The sequence below is a fragment of the Streptomyces sp. NPDC101227 genome, from assembly GCF_044767545.1.
Taxonomy (GTDB): domain Bacteria; phylum Actinomycetota; class Actinomycetes; order Streptomycetales; family Streptomycetaceae; genus Streptomyces.
Map to the genome: position 1 here is coordinate 125,328 of NZ_JBIWOD010000020.1, position 16,231 is coordinate 141,558.

The window sequence follows — 16,231 nt, forward strand, 5'->3', positions numbered from 1 at the left end:
GTGCCCGCCCGCGACGACCGCGCCCGGAGTCCGGTGTCAGCTCAGCTGCGACTGCACCTTGGCGGAGATCAACTCCAGGTGATCCAGATCGTCGAGGTCCAGCATCTGCAGATAGATCCGGGAGGCGCCGAGGGCGGCGTACCGACCGATCTTGTCGACGACCTCGGCGGGCGAGCCCGCGAGGCCGTTGGCCTTCAGTTCATCCACCTCCCGTCCGATGGCCGCGGCTCGCCGCGCCACCTCGGCGTCGTCCTTGCCGACGCAGGCCACAAGGGCGTTGGAGTACACCAGGTCATCGCCCCTCCGCCCGGCGGCTTCGGCGGCCGCCCGCACCCGTCCGAACTGGCGCTCACTGTCTTCGAGCGAGGCGAAGGGAATGTTGAACTCGTCGGCGTACTGCGCCGCCAGCCGCGGCGTACGCGTCGCGCCGTGCCCGCCGACCAGCACCGGCACCTTGCCCTGGGCGGGCTTGGGCAGCGCGGGCGACTTCTCGAGCTGGAAATGCTTGCCGCGGTAGGTGAACTCCTTTCCTTCCTCGGTGGCCCACAGGCCGGTGATGATCGCCAACTGCTCTTCCAGGCGCGCGAACTTCTCCTTGGGGAAGGGGATTCCGTACGCCCTGTGCTCCTCCTCGAACCACCCCGCACCGAGGCCGAGCTCGACCCGGCCGCCGGACATCTGGTCGACCTGCGCCACCTGAATGGCCAGCACACCGGGGAGCCGGAAGGTGCCCGCCGTCATCAGGGTCCCGAGGCGGATGCGCCGGGTCTCGCGGGCCAGGCCGGCCAGCGTGATCCAGGCGTCCGTCGGGCCGGGCAGCCCGTCGGCGTTGCCCATCCGCAGATAGTGATCGGACCGGAAGAACGCATCAAAGCCGAGGTCTTCGGTGGCTTTGGCGACCGTAAGAAGAGTGTCGTAGGAAGCGCCCTGCTGGGGTTCCGTGAAGATTCGTAGGTCCATACCTCCATCCTGCACGCTCGACGGCGGGCCAACCGTCAGGGCGGGTCGATGCACCAGGTCGGGTCACCTCCGGCCGGCACGGGGCCGTCGGCGGCGGTGGTGACGGAGCCGTGCGTGGTCGCGGGGCGTTGGCCGCAGAAGGCCGGATCGGCCGGGCGGTGGCCGTGGCGGCCGGGGTGACGGCAGCGGAGGCGGGCGGAGGCCACCTCGGGCAAGGGCGTGCGCATGGGCTTGGGCGTGCGCATGGGCTTGGGCGTGGGCAGGGCGTGGGCAGGGGCGTAGAAGTCAGGTACGGGCGGGACGGGTCGGCAACAATCGGCATGCCGCTGCCGGGTGGCATACCGCGCCGTCGCGATCCGGGGCGGGCCCGTCGCCCGTCAGGCGAGGTTGCGTTCGCGCGCCTCTAGTTTTTCCAGTATTCCGGCTACGTGGTCTCTCGACTCATCGGCCGTGTCCATGGCCTCGACACAGGTCCAGTACATCCCCTCCTCGTCCGCCGAGCACACCACGCTCACCAGTGCCTCGCAGACCTCTTGCAGTAGTTGGCACAGGCCCGTCAAAGCGGCCTTGACATCGCGTACTTCGGACAGCTGGGCTGCCCGCAGCCCGTCGGTGGCCGGCGCCTGGCACAGCAGTCCCCCGCTGAACTGCCCGCCCGCGTCACCCAACCCCTGGGCTCTGGAGCGCACTTCATAAGGCCCCACTATCGCGAGATGGCTGCCTATCGCTTCCGCCAATGCCTGCGATTGCCACGCCTCGACCACCACGTCCTGGACCGTGCTCGCCCGCGCCAGCCCGCGCCGGCTGGCCGCGATGATCCGCACCGCGTCCATCCGCGCCCCCTCCCTTCCTCATCACCCATCACTCGCCTTCACCCCGCACTGTTTCCACTACCCAGAGTGAGGGTGAACACCCAAAAAAGCCAGAGGATTTCGCAAATCTGTGGACAAGCAAGGCGCTGTGGAAAGATCGATGACTCCAAAGAGTGACGAAATGCGCGCCCGGCCCCGCTCCTCCCCCTCAGGCCACCCTGCCATCGCCAACAACCCTGCCATCACAAGGCACTTGAATCTTCGACGACACTCCTGTCACACGGATCAACGCGATTCTCGTCGATCGCGCCCCGGCACGCAGACGGAAGCAGAAGGGAAGCGGGCGGGAAGCAAGAGGGGGAGCAAGAAGGGCAAAAGGATGACCCCCTCGCTCCCCCTCGCCCCCTTACTCCCCCTCGCTCCGCTCGCGCCCCCTACTCCTCTCCCACCCGGCCCTCGCTCCCCCGTGGCCCGTCCGGCCCCGCCGGGCGGACCGGCGGGAAGCGCGACTCATTGCGTTCGATCTTCGCGGCGAGCGCCGTCAGCGCATCGATCCCCAGCGCCTCACAGAACTGCAACAAATACGCCAGCACATCCGCGACCTCGTCCTCGACCCGGCCGGCCGCCTTGGGGTCGGACATCACCGCAGTCGACTCCTCCGGCGTCAACCACTGGAAGATCTCGACGAGTTCGGCGGCCTCGACGCTGAGCGCCGCCGCCAGGTTCTTGGGCGTGTGGTACTGCTGCCAGTCCCGGGCGGCCGCGAATTCGGCCAGCCGTCGCTGCAGGGCATGAAGATCGTCACTCATACCCCTAGGTGTAGCACCCGCACACCGGGCAGCCCCTCGGCGACCGACGGGTCCCCTACCGTCCCCAGCAGCCGTACGTGCCCGCGCTCGGCCATCCGCACGGCCAGCGACATCAGCTCGCGCGCCTGCCGGTGGTCCATGCAGCGGTCCAGCCCGTCCGCCATCACGGTCAGCTGCTGCTGGGCCGACGGGATCTCCCCCACCGGATCCATCGCCAGCACCCCGGGCCCGGTGAGCAGGACCAGCGCCAGCGCGAGAAATCTCAGCTCCCCATCGCCGAGCTGCTCGACCGGCATCATTCCCAGCGCACCCCGGTCGACCAGGGCCCGCACCCCCGCAGGCGCGGGTGCCGGCCGCGACGCACCCGGATCCGGAGCCGGCCGTGTCGCCACTGCGCCGGCCGCGCCCCGCTCCGGCCGTCCGCCGCCCCACGAACCCGCTGCCGCCCCACCCACGGCCGACCGGTCCCCGGCACCCCCGGCCCCGGCCGCCGCTCTCACCCCGCCGTCCGCACCGCCCGCGATCGCCTCTCGCGGGACCGCGTGGAGCCCGTCCACCGGACCCGCGCAGGCATCCCGTACCGCCGCCACCAGGAGCGCATGCCGTCGCCTGCACTCGCGGCTGGTCCGTTCCAGCACCGCCGGGAGGTTCTCGCACGACGACCGCAGCCGCCCCTCGTCCGGCCCCCCGTCCCCGTCCCGGCCCCAGCTGCCTGCCGCGACGCCCCGGCCCCCCGCCCGCCCCCGGGCACGCGCGCTCCCGCTCCCCGCACCCACCGCCGTCGTGGCCACATCGGCCACGGGTGCCGCGCCTCGCCCCGTCTCCCGCATGGCCTCCGGCCGGGGATCGCACGCGAAGGCCGACCGCAACGCGACCACGACCTGCTCCGCCGCGGCCAGGACGAGCTGCTGGCCCGCGGTCTTGCCGGCCACGCGCAGCGGGAGGAGAGAGGTCCCCAGCCGGTCATCGGGCAGCGGCGCGCGGGTCACCGGTGTCGAGCCCGCCGTGTGCCAGGCCGCCTGCACGGCGTGGCGGGCCGGGTCGATGAGCGCCGTGGTGAGCAGCGTCTCGCCGCCGCCGGTCAGCCGTTCGCCGACGATGCGGAGTTCGGGCTCCGCCTGTACGGCGAGATCGAGATTGACCGGGCCGGCCGGACCGTCGACCGTGCAGCCGATGCGGAAGCCGCGCCGCCCCTGTTCGTCGGGGCGCGCGCCCGCCGGAATGCACGCCGCCGCACCGCCCGCCACCGTCCCCACCGCGCGCGCCAGCGGCTCTCCGCTGCCGAGCCGGGAGAGGATCTCGTACGCCTGCAGCGCGCTGGACTTGCCGCTGCCGCTCTCGCCGCTCAGCAGGGTCACCGGGCCGATCGGAAGGGTGACGCCACGATGGTTCTTGAAGGCGGAAAGCCGCAATTCGGTGACCGTCGGCCGCGCACTGTCAGTATTCATATGGGGACGCTATGCAGCGGCCCGCACGGAGAACCGTTACGCCCAACAGCTCTTCCTACGAACGGGGGACAGCACCGGCGGCCGGTTCGGCAACCTCGGTACCGATCGGCGCGAGGAGGAAGACATTGGTGTCGACGCGGTGCATCCCACTGCCGAGGCCGAAAACGACCCCGCTGGAGAAGTCCAGGATGCGCTTGGCGACATCGGTGTCGGCGCCGCTGAGGTCCAGCAGAACGGGGATCTGCGCCATGAGGTACTCGGCCACCTCGCGTGCGTCCGCGAAGGTCTGGACGCGGATGACCATGAACCGTCGCTTCTCCTCCGCCGGATCGTCCTCGGGGAGGGCGCGGTGATCGGGCCAGGACGGCCATTCACCGCTGCCTCGGAGCGGGACGACCTCGGCGAGCCCCTCCCACTGCTCGTCGGTGGCATCGGGACCGTTCACCGAATCACCTCACTCACAGGGTCGCTGGCTCTCTGCGGGATCCGCATCGCCATCTGAGACGGAATCTGAATCGGCATCTGGGACGGCATCTGAAAAGGTATCTGCATCGCGCGAATTCTACCGATAAACATACAAAGCTCGGTGGGCGCGACACACGGGGCGTCACATCCCGGCTCCATCCTGCACCATGGCTCCCGGCCCGCGCGGACAGCCTTGGCAGATCGGGGGTCGAGTTTCTGTGTGCCTGTTCATCCGCTCTTGTGATGGAACGGGTTCCGGTGGGGCGGGTCCGGCCCCACCCCACCGGCTTCCTCCGCCGTGCTACTGCCCGGCGTCCTCCGGGTACCAGCGCAGCTCCACCGTGTTGCCGTCCGGATCCGCTACGTAGATGGACTGCGCATCGCCGCGCGCGCCGTACCGGGTGACCGGTCCTTCCAGCACGGTGAACGCGCCCGAGTCGATGACCTCCTGCCAATCCAGCGGATCAACGACCAGACAGATGTGGTCCACATTGGACTCGCCGCGAGGCCGTTCGACCAGATCGATGATCGTCTCCGGTCTCACCCGCACCGACGGGAACGACACATCACCGGCCCGCCACTCGTCCACCCGGACCGGCTCCAGTCCGAGGGGGCCGCAGTAGAACGCCAGCGATCGCTCGACGTCGTGAACATTGAGCACCAGGTGGTCGAAGTCCTTGACTCGCATAAGGCCTTGCATAAGACAGTGCAACCTTTCCGTGGGGTGTAGCTGTGTAGTGGCATCCGCGTCTGCTTCTGCGTCTGCTTCTTTGGATGTGGGTGTGGATGTGGATGTGGATATGACTGCGGTTCCTTCTCGTGGTCGAGGAGTTCCCGCAACCCCTGCATCATCCGGTGCGGTTCGGTGCGGCCGCAGGCGGGGTCGGCGACGGCGCTGCCGCGCGCTGGAGCGTCACGACCGGCAGGGTTCGGGTCGTACGGCTCTGGTAGTCGGCGTACCCGGGGGCCGCTTGCACCACCTGTCCGAAGAGCCGGTCCCGCCGGGTGCCCTCGGCGGGGGCCGCGATCGCCTCGAACGCCTCGGTGCCGACCTCCACCCGCACCATGGGCTGGGCAAGCAAGTTGTGGTACCAGGCGGGGTGTTGGGGCGCTCCGGCGGCGGAGGCGATGAGCAGCAGCAGATCGCCCTCGCGGAAGTAGGCGAGAGGGACGGTGTGTTCCCTTCCCGACTTCGCGCCGGTGGTGGTCAGCAGGAGCAGGTCACCGCCCTCGAAGGGGCCACCGACCCGTCCCGCATTGGCGCGGAACTCGTCGATTACCCACTGGTTGAAGGGCTGGGAGTTGGTCATACGGGATCGGTTCTCCAGACAGGAAGATTGCGGCGTGGTGCGCGGCGCGCAGTGGCGCGTACGGCCCCGCCCGGAACCGGGCGTTGCCGGGGGACGGAGCGAACCATCGCTCGTCAGGGCATGGCACGGCACGGCACGGCATGACGCGGTGACGCCAAGGGGGAGGGGCGACGCGCGGACGCGCTCGCGTCAGGTGCAGATGCTCAGCAGCGGGTGCTCAGATGCGGGGTGCGGAGTATGAACTCATGGCTTGGCCCCTCGATGAATGGTGGTCGCCCCACTACCGACCGGCCCAGTTCTCTTTGGTCGGCGTGACGTGCCACGCAGGCATTACAGCCACCGGGCCGTGGTCTGTCAACGCGGAGCCGTGCGGTACCGCCATGGCGACCTGCCGAGGCGCTGGCCTTGACGTCAAGGTCAAGGTCTACCGTCCATCGAGACCGGTCAAGGACCGACTGATGCAGAAGGGGCTCGCAGATGCGGATCGGTGATCTGGCGCAGCGCGCGGGGACCACGGCGCGCGCATTGCGCTACTACGAGTCGCGTGGCCTGCTCACCGCCGGGCGTGACGGCAACGGCTATCGCGACTACGGCGAGGACGATCTGCGCGTGCTGCGGCAGATCAAGGTGTTGCAGGACCTGGGATTCGAGCTGGAGGAGACCCGCCCGTTCGTGGAGTGCCTCCAGGCCGGGCACCCGACGGGCGATGCGTGTCCCGCCTCGATCGATGTCTATCGCCGCAAGCTCGCCGAACTCGACCGCTGCATCGAGGAACTTCAGGACGTACGGGAATCGGTGCGGCGGCAGCTGGGGCACGCGGAGGCGGAGGCGCGGGGCAACCCGAGGTCCGGGCCCGGGCCTGCGCCGGAACCGCTGTGTGAGCTGTCGTCCTTCGGCCGGCCGGCCGCGTCCACAGCCGCGTCCACGCCTACCACCACAGCCACACCCACACACGAGGAGAACTGATGTCGCAGACGCATGACGCCGCCGTGCTCTCCGTAACGGACGAGACGTTCGAGGAGGAGGTGCTGCGCTCCGAACTGCCCGTCCTGGTCGACTTCACGGCGAGTTGGTGCGCGCCCTGCCGGATGATCTCGCCGGTGCTGGCGGAGCTTGCCCGGGAGGAAGCGGGGCGGCTCAGGATCGTTGAGCTCGATGTGGACAGCAATCCGGTGACGCAGAGCGCCTACGGCGTGCTGTCGATGCCGACGCTGATGGTCTTCCGTGCGGGCGAGCCGGTGAGGTCGCTGGTGGGTGCGCGGCCGAAGCGGCGATTGCAGCAAGAACTTGCGGATGTGGTGTGAGGTACGCGGTCGGGGGGCGTGAGCGGAAGCGTTCGGCTTGCGCTCCCTTGACAGCCCTCAGCGGGCGGAGAAGCCTGGTGGTCGGCTTGTCCCGGTGATCGCCGGGATACGGGGGAATGCGCGAGCCGGGGGAACGGGGGAAGCATGGTGGGTTCCAGGTCCATGTCCAGGTCCAGGTCCACGTGCACGTCCGCATCCACGTCCAGGTCCACGGATGCGGGCGCGGGTGCGGGCTCAGGTGGCGTCATCGGGCGGCGGTTGGCGCGGCGGGCCGTCGGGCTCGCTGTCGGGTTGGTGCTGGCGCTGCCGTTGGCGGGGTGTTCGGCGGGCGGGGGAACGGATGATGCGGCGGGTGGGTCGGCGAGCCCGTCAGCCGGGACGCCGCCGTCCGCGAGCCCCACGCCGAGCGTCGATCCCGCCGCCTACCGCCGTACGCTGACCGCCGCCCTCGGCCCGCTCACCGGCGCCCTGCGCGCGGTCGACCGGGCGCGGGAAGGCGGCGCGCTGAACAAGGCGCTGGAGGAGGCGGCCGACAAGGCGGATGCGTCCGCCGAGGCGTTGGAGGGCGCACGGACGCCGGACAACGCCGGCGCGGGGAACAGTCAACTGGCCTCCGCGCTAAGGGGGCTGGGGCGGGATCTGCGGAGCGCTCACGGTGACGGCGGGCGGTGCGCCACCTCGCCGCGTGTCCAACTGGGTACGGCCGCGAGCCCCGGGGACGTCAAGGAGGCCGGGCGCGCGCTCACCGCTCTCGGCTACGACGCCACGGTGCGGCTGCCGCGTACCGAGAAGGCCAAGCACCGCCGGCTCGGCAACGGCGCCTTCGTCCGCGACGGCAGCCGCGGCGGCCTGGGGCGGCTGACCATCAACAACGGCACCGGTACCGACGCCGTGGTGACGCTGACCCGGGGCGAGCGGACGGCGTTCTCGGTGTATGTCCGCGGTGGCGACAATGCGACCGTACAGAGCGTCAACAGCGGGTCTTACACGGTGTATTTCACTACCGGCGAGGACTGGGACGGCGGGAAGCGGTCCTTTACCCGCGAGTGCAGTTTCCAGAAGTTCGACGACACGGCGGACTTCCGGACGGTCCGGGTCGCCGGCGGCACGCAGTACACCGTGCTGAGTTTCACGCTGAACAAGGTGATCGGCGGCAATGCGACTACGAGCGAGGTGCCGCCGGGCCAGTTCCCCTCATAGCGGCACCTCCGCAAGGTGCCTCGTCGGGGCCTGGGTATTGTGACGCCGCGTGGGCGACAGCACGGTATGGACTCTGGCGATCGCGGCGCTGACCGGCGGCACCGCGGTGCTCGCCAGTTGGGTCGCCAGCCGCGGCAGTACCCAGGCCGCCCGGATACAGGCGGAGATCGCCGCGGGCGCACAGCGCGCCGAACGGCTCCGCGAGAGCCGGCGCGCGGCCTACCTGGACCTGATCGAACAGACCCACCTCATGGGCGAGTTGTACTGGGAAATATCCACCACCCTCCGCCTCGCGGACTCCGGTGACCGTGCCGCCGCCCTTGCGGCGCTGCACGATCGCGAGGTCGCCGAGTACGTGAAGATCCGCCGCTGCGCACGCGTCGTCGAACTGGAAGGCCCGCCCAGGGCCGCCGACGCAGCGCTCGCTCTGCAAAAAACGACAGGTCCTTTCTTTGCGGCCGTCAAGGCCGGGCTTGACGGGGACCGTGACAGCCCCGATGCCTTCGATGCCGCTTTCAGTCCTTTCTGGAAAGCGTTGGAAGACTTTGTGGACGCGGCCCGTGCCGCCCATCAGAGGGAGTGAGGGCGGTGCGGGCAGTGCAGGCCCGCGCCTTCGAGAAGCCCGCAAACAGGCCGTTTTGGCGCCGGGGCGAATCCTCAATACGATCCGGCGATGATCATAAGAAAACGGCTGGCGGCCGGGATGTGCGGGCTGCTCGCCGCCTTGGCCGTCGGGCTTCTTCCCGGATCCGCAATTGCGGACGAGCCCGATGCGAAGCCCTCCCCCAAGGTCGAGTTGGTACTCGACGTCAGCGGCTCGATGCGGGCCCGCGATATCGACGGACAGTCGCGGATGTCCGCGGCGAAGCAGGCGTTCAACGAGGTGCTGGACGCGGTGCCGCACGAGGTGCAGCTCGGCATCCGTACCCTCGGCGCCAACTACCCCGGGGAGGACCGCAAGCGCGGCTGCAAGGACACCACGCAGCTCTACCCGGTCGGCCCGCTCGACCGGACCGAGGCCAAGACGGCGGTGGCGACGCTCGCCCCCACCGGCTGGACGCCGATCGGGCCGGCTCTGCAGGGTGCGGCCGCTGACCTCAAGGGCGGCGACGCGACCCGCAGGATCGTCCTGATCACGGACGGCGAGGACACCTGCGCCCCGCTCGACCCCTGCGAAGTGGCGCGTGACATCGCCTCGCAGGGCATCCACCTCACCGTCGACACGCTCGGCCTGCTGCCGGACGCCAAGACCCGTAAGCAGCTCACGTGCATCGCCGAGGCCACCGGCGGGACCTACACCTCGGTGCAGCACACCAGTGAACTGCGCAACCGCGTCCATCAGTTGGTGGACAGAGCGGCCCATCCGGTCGTCACTCCGGTGGCCACCAAAGGCGCGCAGCAGTGCGAGGGTGCGCCGAAGCTGACCCCCGGTCTCTACAGCGACCGGGAGAAGTTCGCCGAGCACCGCTGGTACCGGGTGGATGTCCGGCCGGGTCAGGAGCTGCGGGCGTCGGTGAGCGTCGCCGCGGACCGCGCGGTCAACAACGACTACGGGGTCCTGCTGCGGGCCTCGACGGTCCATGGCCGGGAAATCGTGCGCGGGTCGGAAGCCGGCAGCGGGCGGACCGATGTGATCTCGTCCGGGCTGCGGTATCCGAAGGCGTCGGCCGACGCCTCCGACGGGGCGGACGAGCCGGCGGCGGAGACGGTGTGTCTGCAGGTCAGCAACTCCTTCTCGGCACCGGCCTCGGTCAAGACGACGCCCGGCCTGCCCGTCGAGCTGACCGTCGACCTGGTGGACGCGCCGCATGACGCCGCGGACCCGGCCGCCTTCGGCCTGGGACGCGGGTGGTGGCTGCTGGGCGCGCTGGTGCTGACCGGTCTGGTCGCCGGGCTGCTGTGGGGCTGGATCTCGCGCTGGCGCATTTCCGTCTGGAGGACCAACTGATGCGTGCCATAGGAGTAGGTGTGCTGACCCGGCGCGCGCTGACGTCGTGTGTGGTGGCGGGCGCCGCGCTGTTCGGTGCGGCGGGCTGGGCCGCGGCGGACAGCCCTTCGCCCAGTTCCAGCACGGGTTCCGACGCGAGGTCCGGTGCCGAGGGGCCGACCGAGGCCGGTACGTCGTTCCGTACCGCGACCGCGATCAAGCCCGGCCAGCGGGCGACGGCGAGCGCGTCCACCGGTGACTACCTGTACTGGGTGGTCCCGGTGGACCAGGGGCAGCGCGCCACGGTCACGGCCAAGGTGACGCTGCCCAAGGCCGCCGCCCGGCACGGCTCCGCCACCTGGCAGCTCGATGTGTACGACGGGCTGCGGCGCCGCCAGGCGTGCCGGTACGGGGCGCAGACCAAGGCGGCGGCGCAGGACGCGGACTCCGTCGAGCTGTCCTGCGCGCTGCGTACGGTCCGCGGCTGGGCGGAGCCCTGGGCGAACGACCCGCTGCCGGGGAGCTACTACGTGCGGCTGACGGTCGTGGATCTGCCGCAGGCGGACCTCGGGCTGCCGGTGCACGCAGAGGTCCGCACCGATACGGCCGAGGCCGGCGGCGCACAGGCCGTTGACGGCTCCCTCGCCGCGCCGCTCGTACCGGGAGCGGGCGCCGCGACACCGCAAGCGGACGCGACAGCGCAGGACGACGCGACGCCGCAGGACGAGGAGACGGCCACGGATGAGGCGAGCGCGTCGCCGGACCAGCCGACGGCAGCGGCCGGGCCGGACGGCGGCTGGTCCTCCGGCTGGTGGTCCGACCGCTGGGTCTGGACGGCCGTCGGCGGGCTGCTCGCGGCCCTGGCCGGAATCGGGGGCTACACCCTGACCCGCGGCTCCGGCCGCCCGTCGCGGGTGCCGCCGGGCGCCTGACCCTCCCCGTATCCCGCCCTCTCGCACTCCCTCTCGCCAAAGTGACCGCGGCCCCGCGCCGCGGTCACTTTCGTCGGTGCTCCACCGGTGACCGCGCCCCCGCCCCCGCCCCGGCCGGGGCGATGAGTGGCCCAGGTCCGGGGCGCGGAGGAAGGTAGAGGGTGTGGAACGGAGCGAAGCCATGAAGGACGTCGTGACCGTCGGCCTGGACGGTACGCCCGAATCGCTGGCCGCCGCGCGGTGGGCGGCGCACGAGGCGCGGCTGCGGAACGCCCGGCTGCGGCTGCTGCACGCGTGGGTGCTGCTGGCGCCGGAGAAGACCTCCCCACCCCCTGACGAGCGGGATCAGAACTACTGGCCGCACCGGATCATGAACGAGGCGCGGGAGGCCGTACGGGCGCAGGAGCCGGATCTGGCGGTGGACGAGGTCCTGATGACCGGGGACCCGTTGGCGGCGCTGAAGGAGGCCGCCGGGGAGTCGGACGTGGTGGTTCTCGGCTCGCGCGACCTGGGCCCCCTCTCCCGCTATGTGCTGGGCGAGGTCGGGCTCCAGATGGTGGCGCACACCGAGACCCCGGTGGTCCTCGTACGGGCCCTCCACGGGTCGGCGACCGGGCGCGACGGCGATGTGGTGGTCGGGCTGAGTCTGCACGAGCCCTGCGAGGCGCTGCTCACGTTCGCCTTCCACAGCGCCGCGGCCCGGGGCGTGACGCTGCGCGCCGTACACGGTCAGCATCTGCCGGCGCACGCGTACAACCGTGGCGGTGGTGTGGAGCCGTATGCCGCGGAGCAGACGGCCGCGGATGCGCGGCAGGAGCTGGCCGAGGCGCTGCGGCCCTGGCGGGAGAAGTTCCCGGACGTGCGGGTGGACGCCCGGGTGGAGCTGGAGAGTCCGGCGCCGGCGCTCCTGCACGCCGCCACGGAAGCCGGGCTGCTGATCGTCGGGCGCCGGCACAAGCGCCGGATGCTGGCGACGCGCATCGGCCATGTCGTGCAGGCGGCCGTGCATCACGCGCCGTGTGCGGTGGCGGTGGTGCCGCACGAGTGACGGCCGACGGGCCCGACCGGGCCGGGCGGAGGAAGCGGAGGCAGAGCATGGCTACGACTGCGGAGTGGGACATTCATCTGTACCTCTCCGAGGAGGACGGGACGACCAAGGCGCGGGTGGAGCTGGACACCGGCACCATCGCGCTCTCCGGGTACGGCCTGGCCCGCTGCAACCCCCAGGACGTGGACGTACCGGTGATCGGGGACGAGCTGGCGGCCGGGCGGGCGATGCACGACCTGGGCTCGAAGCTGATGCGGGTGGCCGACAACGACATGGCGAGCGCCGGCGCGGGGCCCCCCGAGCGCGCGCCGCGGGCCGCGTACGGCTGGATGAACGAGATGGCCTGAGGGCCGACGAGGAGAGGCGCGGAACGCGTGGGCGTGACGGGCGCGAGGGCCTGACGAACGCGAGGGCGTGCGGCGGTGGCGGTCGCGGGGCGGAGCGCGGCGGCCGCGGGGCGACCGCCACCGGGGGCGGGCGGCGCGGGCCGCGGGGAAGGTGCGGTACGTGGGCGGCGACCACGGAGCGAAGGGCGGCGGCAGCCGTCGGCGACGGCTGGACGGGCTGTCGGCGGGGCTGCGGGAACGCCTGGACGCCGTGCTCAGCGGGCCCGGGGCCTCGGCCAATCTGCTGCTCGAGGCCGTGCTGTCGGTGGCGCGCGGGCTGGATCTGCCGCAGGTGCTGCACCGCATCGTCGAGGCCGCCGTCGTCGTCGTGGACGCCGAGTACGGCGCCCTGGGCGTGGTCGGCGAGGACACCCGGTTCGCTCAGTTCCTGCCCGTGGGGGTCACCGTGGAGCAGCAGCGGGCCATCGGGGCGCTGCCGGCCGGGCACGGCATCCTGGGTGAGCTGATCCGGCACCCCCGGCCGCTGCGGCTCGCGGAGCTGTCCGACCACCCGTCGTCGTACGGATTCCCGCCCCACCACCCGCCGATGCACTCGTTCCTCGGCGTCCCCATCAGGGTGGGCGACAAGGTGTTCGGCAATCTCTATCTGACCGAGAAGCGGGGCGGCGGCGGGTTCGACGCCGAGGACGAGACGATGCTGTCGACGTTCGCGGTGGCGGCGGGGGTGGCCATCGAGAACGCCCGGCTGTACGGGGAGGCCCGCTCCCGGCAGCGGTGGCTGGAGGTCCACGGCGAGATCGTCGCGAGCCTGCTGTCCGGGGCGGACGAGGCTCAGGTGCTGCGGCTGATCGTCGGTCATGCGCGGGACATCCTCGCCGCGGATCTCGGCGTGCTCGCGCTGCCCGGCGAGGAGGGCTCGCTGCGGGTGGTGCTGGCGACCGGCGTCGACGCCGAGGCGCATCAGGGGCTGGTGCTGCCTCGTAAGGGATCGTTCGTCGGCGCGGCCCTCGACGCCGGCAGGCCGCTGATCAGCCTCGATGTCGAGCACGACCCGAGGATCACGACGGGTCCGCCGCGCTGGGCGGGGCTGGGCCCGGCCGTCGCGGTCCCAATGATCGCCGGGGAGCGGGTGCGCGGGGTGCTGCTGCTGGCCAGGGTCCACCGGCGCGAGACGTTCACGGAGGCGGAGACCTCGCCGTTGCTGGCCTTCGCCGGACAGGCGGCGCTGGCGATGGAGCTGGCCGGGCAACGCGCGACCGCCGAACAGCTCGCCCTCTTCGAGGACCGCGACCGCATCGCCCGCGATCTGCACGATCTGGCCATCCAGCGGCTGTTCGCCACCGGGATGACGCTGCAGAGCGCGGTGCGGTTCGTGGACAGCCCGGAGGCGACGGAGCGGCTGCTGCGCGCGGTGGACGACCTCGACGAGACGATCAAGATCATCCGGTCCACCATTTTCGGTCTGCGCGCCCACGATCTGGGGCGGGCCGGGCACGGGCTGCGGGTGCGGGCCGTCACGACCGTGGAACAGGCGGCCCGTGCACTGGGCTTCACCCCCTCCCTCCATATGGCGGGGCTGATCGACACGGATGTGCCCGCGCCCGTCGCGGAGCATGTGGTGGCGGTGCTCGCGGAGGCGCTGAGCAATGTCGCCCGGCATGCGCACGCCCGCTCGGCGGATGTCTCGCTGATCGTGCGCGGCGCCCAGCTGACCCTGACCGTTGCCGATGACGGGGCGGGCATCGCCCGGGACGTCGGCCACCGCGGCGGGCTGAGCAATCTCGCCTGCCGGGCCGAGAGCCTGGGCGGGACGCTGACGGTCGAGGCGGCGGAGCGGGGCGGCACCTGGCTGGTGTGGCGGGTGCCGCTGCCGTCGGGGTGAGGGCCCCGAGGGCCCGCCCGGGGACTCCTGGAAAGCCGCGCCGGGCTCAGTCGTGCGGCGGCGCCGCCCGGGTGGCGATCATGGCCGCCTGGATCCGGCGTTCGACGCCGAGCTTGGCCAGCAGCCGGGAGATGTGGTTCTTCACCGTCTTCTCCGACAGGTAGAGCCGCCGGCCGATTTGTCGATTCGTCAGCCCTTCACCGACCAGGCCGAGGATCTGCCGCTCGCGGGGCGAGAGCGCGGACAGCGCATCTTCTCCGGGCTCGGCATCGGCGTCCGCGCCGCGCAGGTTGTTCATCAGCCGCGCGGTGGTCGCCGGGTCCAGCATCGAACGGCCGGACGCGACGATCCGTACGGCCGCCACCAGGTCCGCGCCCTTGATCTCCTTCAGGACGTACCCCGAGGCCCCGGCCATGATCGCGTCCAGCAGGGCATCGTCGTCGTCGAACGAGGTCAGCATCAGACACGCCAGGTCCGGCATCCGCGAGCGCAGCTCCCGGCACACCGTGATCCCGTCCCCGTCCGGCAGCCGCACATCGAGCACCGCGACATCCGGGCGGAGCGCCGGGCCCCGGGCCAGCGCATGACCGGCGGTACCGGCGTCACCGACCACCTCGATGTCGGGTTCCGCGTCGAGCAGGTCGCGCACCCCGCGCCGTACCACTTCATGATCGTCGAGCAGAAAGGCGCGGATCGGCCGCTGCGGTGAGAATTCGGGTGCCTCGCTCATCGTTCCCTCCACACCGCCGTCGGCAGCGCTCCCGGCCGCGTACGGCGTCACTCCCATCGTCGCCCGCACCCGTCGGGCACACCAGGGCCGAACGGGCAGTCGCCCGCGTACGGCGGACGCCCTCGCGCGGTGGACGCCCGCCGCACTCCCGGCAGGGCCGTTCGGCCCCTTAGCCCGGCCCGTGAGACGTGCGACCGTCGGTACACAGGCGGAAGGCGGTGGTGCACGATGCCGCTGCGGACGACGGCGATGCTGTCGCGGCTGAGGCGCGGCCCGCTGCGGCGCGGCTGTGATGTGGCGGAGGCCTGGCTGGTGATCGCCACCGCGCTGCTGATGGCGGTCGCGGCCCCGGCCGCAGGGGTGGCCGCGGCGAACGCGGTGGCCGGTGCCGCGGAACGGCAGAGCCAGGACCGGCACGGGGTGGCGGCCGTGGTGACCGAGAGTCCGCCAGTCGTCATCGGGGCGGATCCCACGGGCGGTGTCGGCGGCCGGGTGCATGCGACGGTGCGCTGGACCGCCGCCGACGGCACCTCCCGCACGGGAGAGACCACGGTGCCCGCGGGCCTGCGGGCCGGCGACCGGACCACGGCCTGGCTCGACGGGCGTGGCGCGCTGCTACGGGACCCGGTCACGGGCGGGGAGGCCATGGTCGAGAGCGTCGCGGTCGGCACCGTGGCGGCGGGCGGCACCTGCCTGCTGCTGCTCGCCGCCGAGCGGGCCGGCGGGGCGCTGCTCACTCGCCGCCGCTACGCGCTGTGGGAGCGGGAGTGGGCGGAGGGCGATGCGCAGTGGGGGCGCCGGGAGACGGGCTTGTGAACGGTCGAACGGAGCACCCGCCGCGACCGGTCGCCGGCGCCGTTCGCCGCCCTGCGCGCCGCGCGCCCGCGCCGTCCTCGGCGACCCGGGCGTACCGGCAGGAGCCCGAGCGCCGCGCTCCCGTCCGTTCGGCCCCCCAGGTGGGGCCGAACGACCCCTGCCGCCCTGGCCCTACCGGCACTCCTTCCGTGACGCGGCCCGTGCCTTGGATGAGACAGACGAGACAACGGCCTCGGAGCCC

The 16,231-nt window shown here is 71.8% G+C and carries 18 protein-coding genes and 1 pseudogene; 10 read left to right on the top strand and 9 right to left on the bottom strand.

What is annotated here, in order from left to right; genetic code table 11:
- Window positions 1–36: 36 nt before the first annotated feature.
- The 8 genes and pseudogenes from ACIRPT_RS34210 to ACIRPT_RS34245 all read right to left on the bottom strand — a co-directional run.
- Window positions 37–960, bottom strand: coding sequence for an LLM class F420-dependent oxidoreductase (locus tag ACIRPT_RS34210; protein WP_403834401.1), 924 nt, complete (start codon window positions 958–960; stop codon window positions 37–39).
- Between the two features lie 35 nt (window positions 961–995).
- Window positions 996–1,205: a hypothetical protein gene (locus tag ACIRPT_RS34215; RefSeq protein WP_403834403.1), complete on the bottom strand. Its 210-nt coding sequence runs from the start codon at window positions 1,203–1,205 to the stop codon at window positions 996–998.
- Between the two features lie 132 nt (window positions 1,206–1,337).
- Window positions 1,338–1,793: a DUF6099 family protein gene (locus ACIRPT_RS34220; protein WP_403513783.1), complete on the bottom strand. Its 456-nt coding sequence runs from the start codon at window positions 1,791–1,793 to the stop codon at window positions 1,338–1,340.
- Between the two features lie 413 nt (window positions 1,794–2,206).
- The gene (locus ACIRPT_RS34225) at window positions 2,207–2,581 is read right to left on the bottom strand and encodes a nucleotide pyrophosphohydrolase (RefSeq protein ID WP_403834406.1); all 375 of its coding nucleotides are present in this window, start codon (window positions 2,579–2,581) and stop codon (window positions 2,207–2,209) included.
- On the bottom strand, window positions 2,578–4,029 hold the full coding sequence (locus tag ACIRPT_RS34230) for a biotin transporter BioY (protein ID WP_403834408.1): 1,452 nt from the start codon (window positions 4,027–4,029) through the stop codon (window positions 2,578–2,580). The genes ACIRPT_RS34225 and ACIRPT_RS34230 overlap by 4 nt, the downstream gene beginning before the upstream one ends.
- A 55-nt stretch (window positions 4,030–4,084) precedes the next feature.
- Window positions 4,085–4,474, bottom strand: a complete 390-nt coding sequence (locus ACIRPT_RS34235) for a cell division protein SepF (protein WP_403834411.1) — start codon at window positions 4,472–4,474, stop codon at window positions 4,085–4,087.
- A gap of 321 nt (window positions 4,475–4,795) precedes the next feature.
- Window positions 4,796–5,182: a VOC family protein gene (locus tag ACIRPT_RS34240; protein ID WP_403834414.1), complete on the bottom strand. Its 387-nt coding sequence runs from the start codon at window positions 5,180–5,182 to the stop codon at window positions 4,796–4,798.
- 184 nt (window positions 5,183–5,366) lie between these two features.
- Window positions 5,367–5,804 (bottom strand): annotated as a pseudogene (locus tag ACIRPT_RS34245) (nitroreductase family deazaflavin-dependent oxidoreductase); the annotation flags it as partial.
- Between the two features lie 477 nt (window positions 5,805–6,281).
- Between ACIRPT_RS34245 and ACIRPT_RS34250 the strand changes: the two are divergent.
- The 9 genes from ACIRPT_RS34250 to ACIRPT_RS34290 all read left to right on the top strand — a co-directional run bounded on the left by ACIRPT_RS34250 (window position 6,282) and on the right by ACIRPT_RS34290 (window position 14,444).
- Window positions 6,282–6,770, top strand: coding sequence for a MerR family transcriptional regulator (locus tag ACIRPT_RS34250; RefSeq protein WP_403834417.1), 489 nt, complete (start codon window positions 6,282–6,284; stop codon window positions 6,768–6,770).
- The gene (gene trxA, locus ACIRPT_RS34255; protein WP_403834420.1) at window positions 6,770–7,108 is read left to right on the top strand and encodes a thioredoxin; all 339 of its coding nucleotides are present in this window, start codon (window positions 6,770–6,772) and stop codon (window positions 7,106–7,108) included. Before ACIRPT_RS34250 ends, trxA begins: the two co-directional genes overlap by 1 nt.
- Window positions 7,109–7,402: 294 nt before the next feature.
- Window positions 7,403–8,308: a hypothetical protein gene (locus tag ACIRPT_RS34260; protein ID WP_403834489.1), complete on the top strand. Its 906-nt coding sequence runs from the start codon at window positions 7,403–7,405 to the stop codon at window positions 8,306–8,308.
- A 49-nt stretch (window positions 8,309–8,357) separates the two neighbouring features.
- Complete coding sequence (locus ACIRPT_RS34265; protein WP_403834422.1) at window positions 8,358–8,891, top strand: hypothetical protein; 534 nt, start codon at window positions 8,358–8,360, stop codon at window positions 8,889–8,891.
- Window positions 8,892–8,981: 90 nt separating this feature from the next.
- On the top strand, window positions 8,982–10,256 hold the full coding sequence (locus tag ACIRPT_RS34270) for a VWA domain-containing protein (protein WP_403834425.1): 1,275 nt from the start codon (window positions 8,982–8,984) through the stop codon (window positions 10,254–10,256).
- The gene (locus ACIRPT_RS34275; RefSeq protein ID WP_403834428.1) at window positions 10,256–11,167 is read left to right on the top strand and encodes a hypothetical protein; all 912 of its coding nucleotides are present in this window, start codon (window positions 10,256–10,258) and stop codon (window positions 11,165–11,167) included. The genes ACIRPT_RS34270 and ACIRPT_RS34275 overlap by 1 nt, the downstream gene beginning before the upstream one ends.
- Before the next feature lie 181 nt (window positions 11,168–11,348).
- Entirely contained in the window at window positions 11,349–12,215 is an 867-nt protein-coding gene (locus ACIRPT_RS34280) for a universal stress protein (RefSeq protein WP_403834431.1), read from the top strand.
- Window positions 12,216–12,262: 47 nt separating this feature from the next.
- The gene (locus ACIRPT_RS34285) at window positions 12,263–12,562 is read left to right on the top strand and encodes a dsRBD fold-containing protein (protein ID WP_403513748.1); all 300 of its coding nucleotides are present in this window, start codon (window positions 12,263–12,265) and stop codon (window positions 12,560–12,562) included.
- A 160-nt stretch (window positions 12,563–12,722) separates the two neighbouring features.
- Window positions 12,723–14,444: a GAF domain-containing sensor histidine kinase gene (locus tag ACIRPT_RS34290; protein ID WP_403834434.1), complete on the top strand. Its 1,722-nt coding sequence runs from the start codon at window positions 12,723–12,725 to the stop codon at window positions 14,442–14,444.
- Window positions 14,445–14,490: 46 nt separating this feature from the next.
- Here ACIRPT_RS34290 and ACIRPT_RS34295 read toward each other — a convergent pair whose 3' ends face one another.
- Entirely contained in the window at window positions 14,491–15,174 is a 684-nt protein-coding gene (locus tag ACIRPT_RS34295; RefSeq protein ID WP_403834436.1) for a response regulator, read from the bottom strand.
- Between the two features lie 228 nt (window positions 15,175–15,402).
- On the opposite strand from ACIRPT_RS34295, the gene ACIRPT_RS34300 reads away from it, so the two are divergent.
- Complete coding sequence (locus tag ACIRPT_RS34300; protein WP_403834438.1) at window positions 15,403–15,990, top strand: hypothetical protein; 588 nt, start codon at window positions 15,403–15,405, stop codon at window positions 15,988–15,990.
- The last annotated feature ends 241 nt before the right edge of the window (window positions 15,991–16,231 follow it).

Bases quoted from the DNA above. Each gene is read 5' to 3' on its own strand.
- ACIRPT_RS34210 (WP_403834401.1), bottom strand. From the start codon at position 960: ATGGACCTACGAATCTTCACGGAACCCCAGCAGGGCGCTTCCTACGAC.
- ACIRPT_RS34285 (WP_403513748.1), top strand. From the start codon at position 12,263: ATGGCTACGACTGCGGAGTGGGACATTCATCTGTACCTCTCCGAGGAG.
- ACIRPT_RS34275 (WP_403834428.1), top strand. From the start codon at position 10,256: ATGCGTGCCATAGGAGTAGGTGTGCTGACCCGGCGCGCGCTGACGTCG.
- ACIRPT_RS34280 (WP_403834431.1), top strand. From the start codon at position 11,349: ATGAAGGACGTCGTGACCGTCGGCCTGGACGGTACGCCCGAATCGCTG.
- ACIRPT_RS34270 (WP_403834425.1), top strand. From the start codon at position 8,982: ATGATCATAAGAAAACGGCTGGCGGCCGGGATGTGCGGGCTGCTCGCC.
- ACIRPT_RS34295 (WP_403834436.1), bottom strand. From the start codon at position 15,174: ATGAGCGAGGCACCCGAATTCTCACCGCAGCGGCCGATCCGCGCCTTT.
- ACIRPT_RS34215 (WP_403834403.1), bottom strand. From the start codon at position 1,205: ATGCGCACGCCCAAGCCCATGCGCACGCCCTTGCCCGAGGTGGCCTCC.
- ACIRPT_RS34250 (WP_403834417.1), top strand. From the start codon at position 6,282: ATGCGGATCGGTGATCTGGCGCAGCGCGCGGGGACCACGGCGCGCGCA.
- ACIRPT_RS34230 (WP_403834408.1), bottom strand. From the start codon at position 4,029: ATGAATACTGACAGTGCGCGGCCGACGGTCACCGAATTGCGGCTTTCC.
- trxA (WP_403834420.1), top strand. From the start codon at position 6,770: ATGTCGCAGACGCATGACGCCGCCGTGCTCTCCGTAACGGACGAGACG.
- ACIRPT_RS34300 (WP_403834438.1), top strand. From the start codon at position 15,403: ATGCCGCTGCGGACGACGGCGATGCTGTCGCGGCTGAGGCGCGGCCCG.
- ACIRPT_RS34225 (WP_403834406.1), bottom strand. From the start codon at position 2,581: ATGAGTGACGATCTTCATGCCCTGCAGCGACGGCTGGCCGAATTCGCG.
- ACIRPT_RS34240 (WP_403834414.1), bottom strand. From the start codon at position 5,182: ATGCGAGTCAAGGACTTCGACCACCTGGTGCTCAATGTTCACGACGTC.
- ACIRPT_RS34220 (WP_403513783.1), bottom strand. From the start codon at position 1,793: ATGGACGCGGTGCGGATCATCGCGGCCAGCCGGCGCGGGCTGGCGCGG.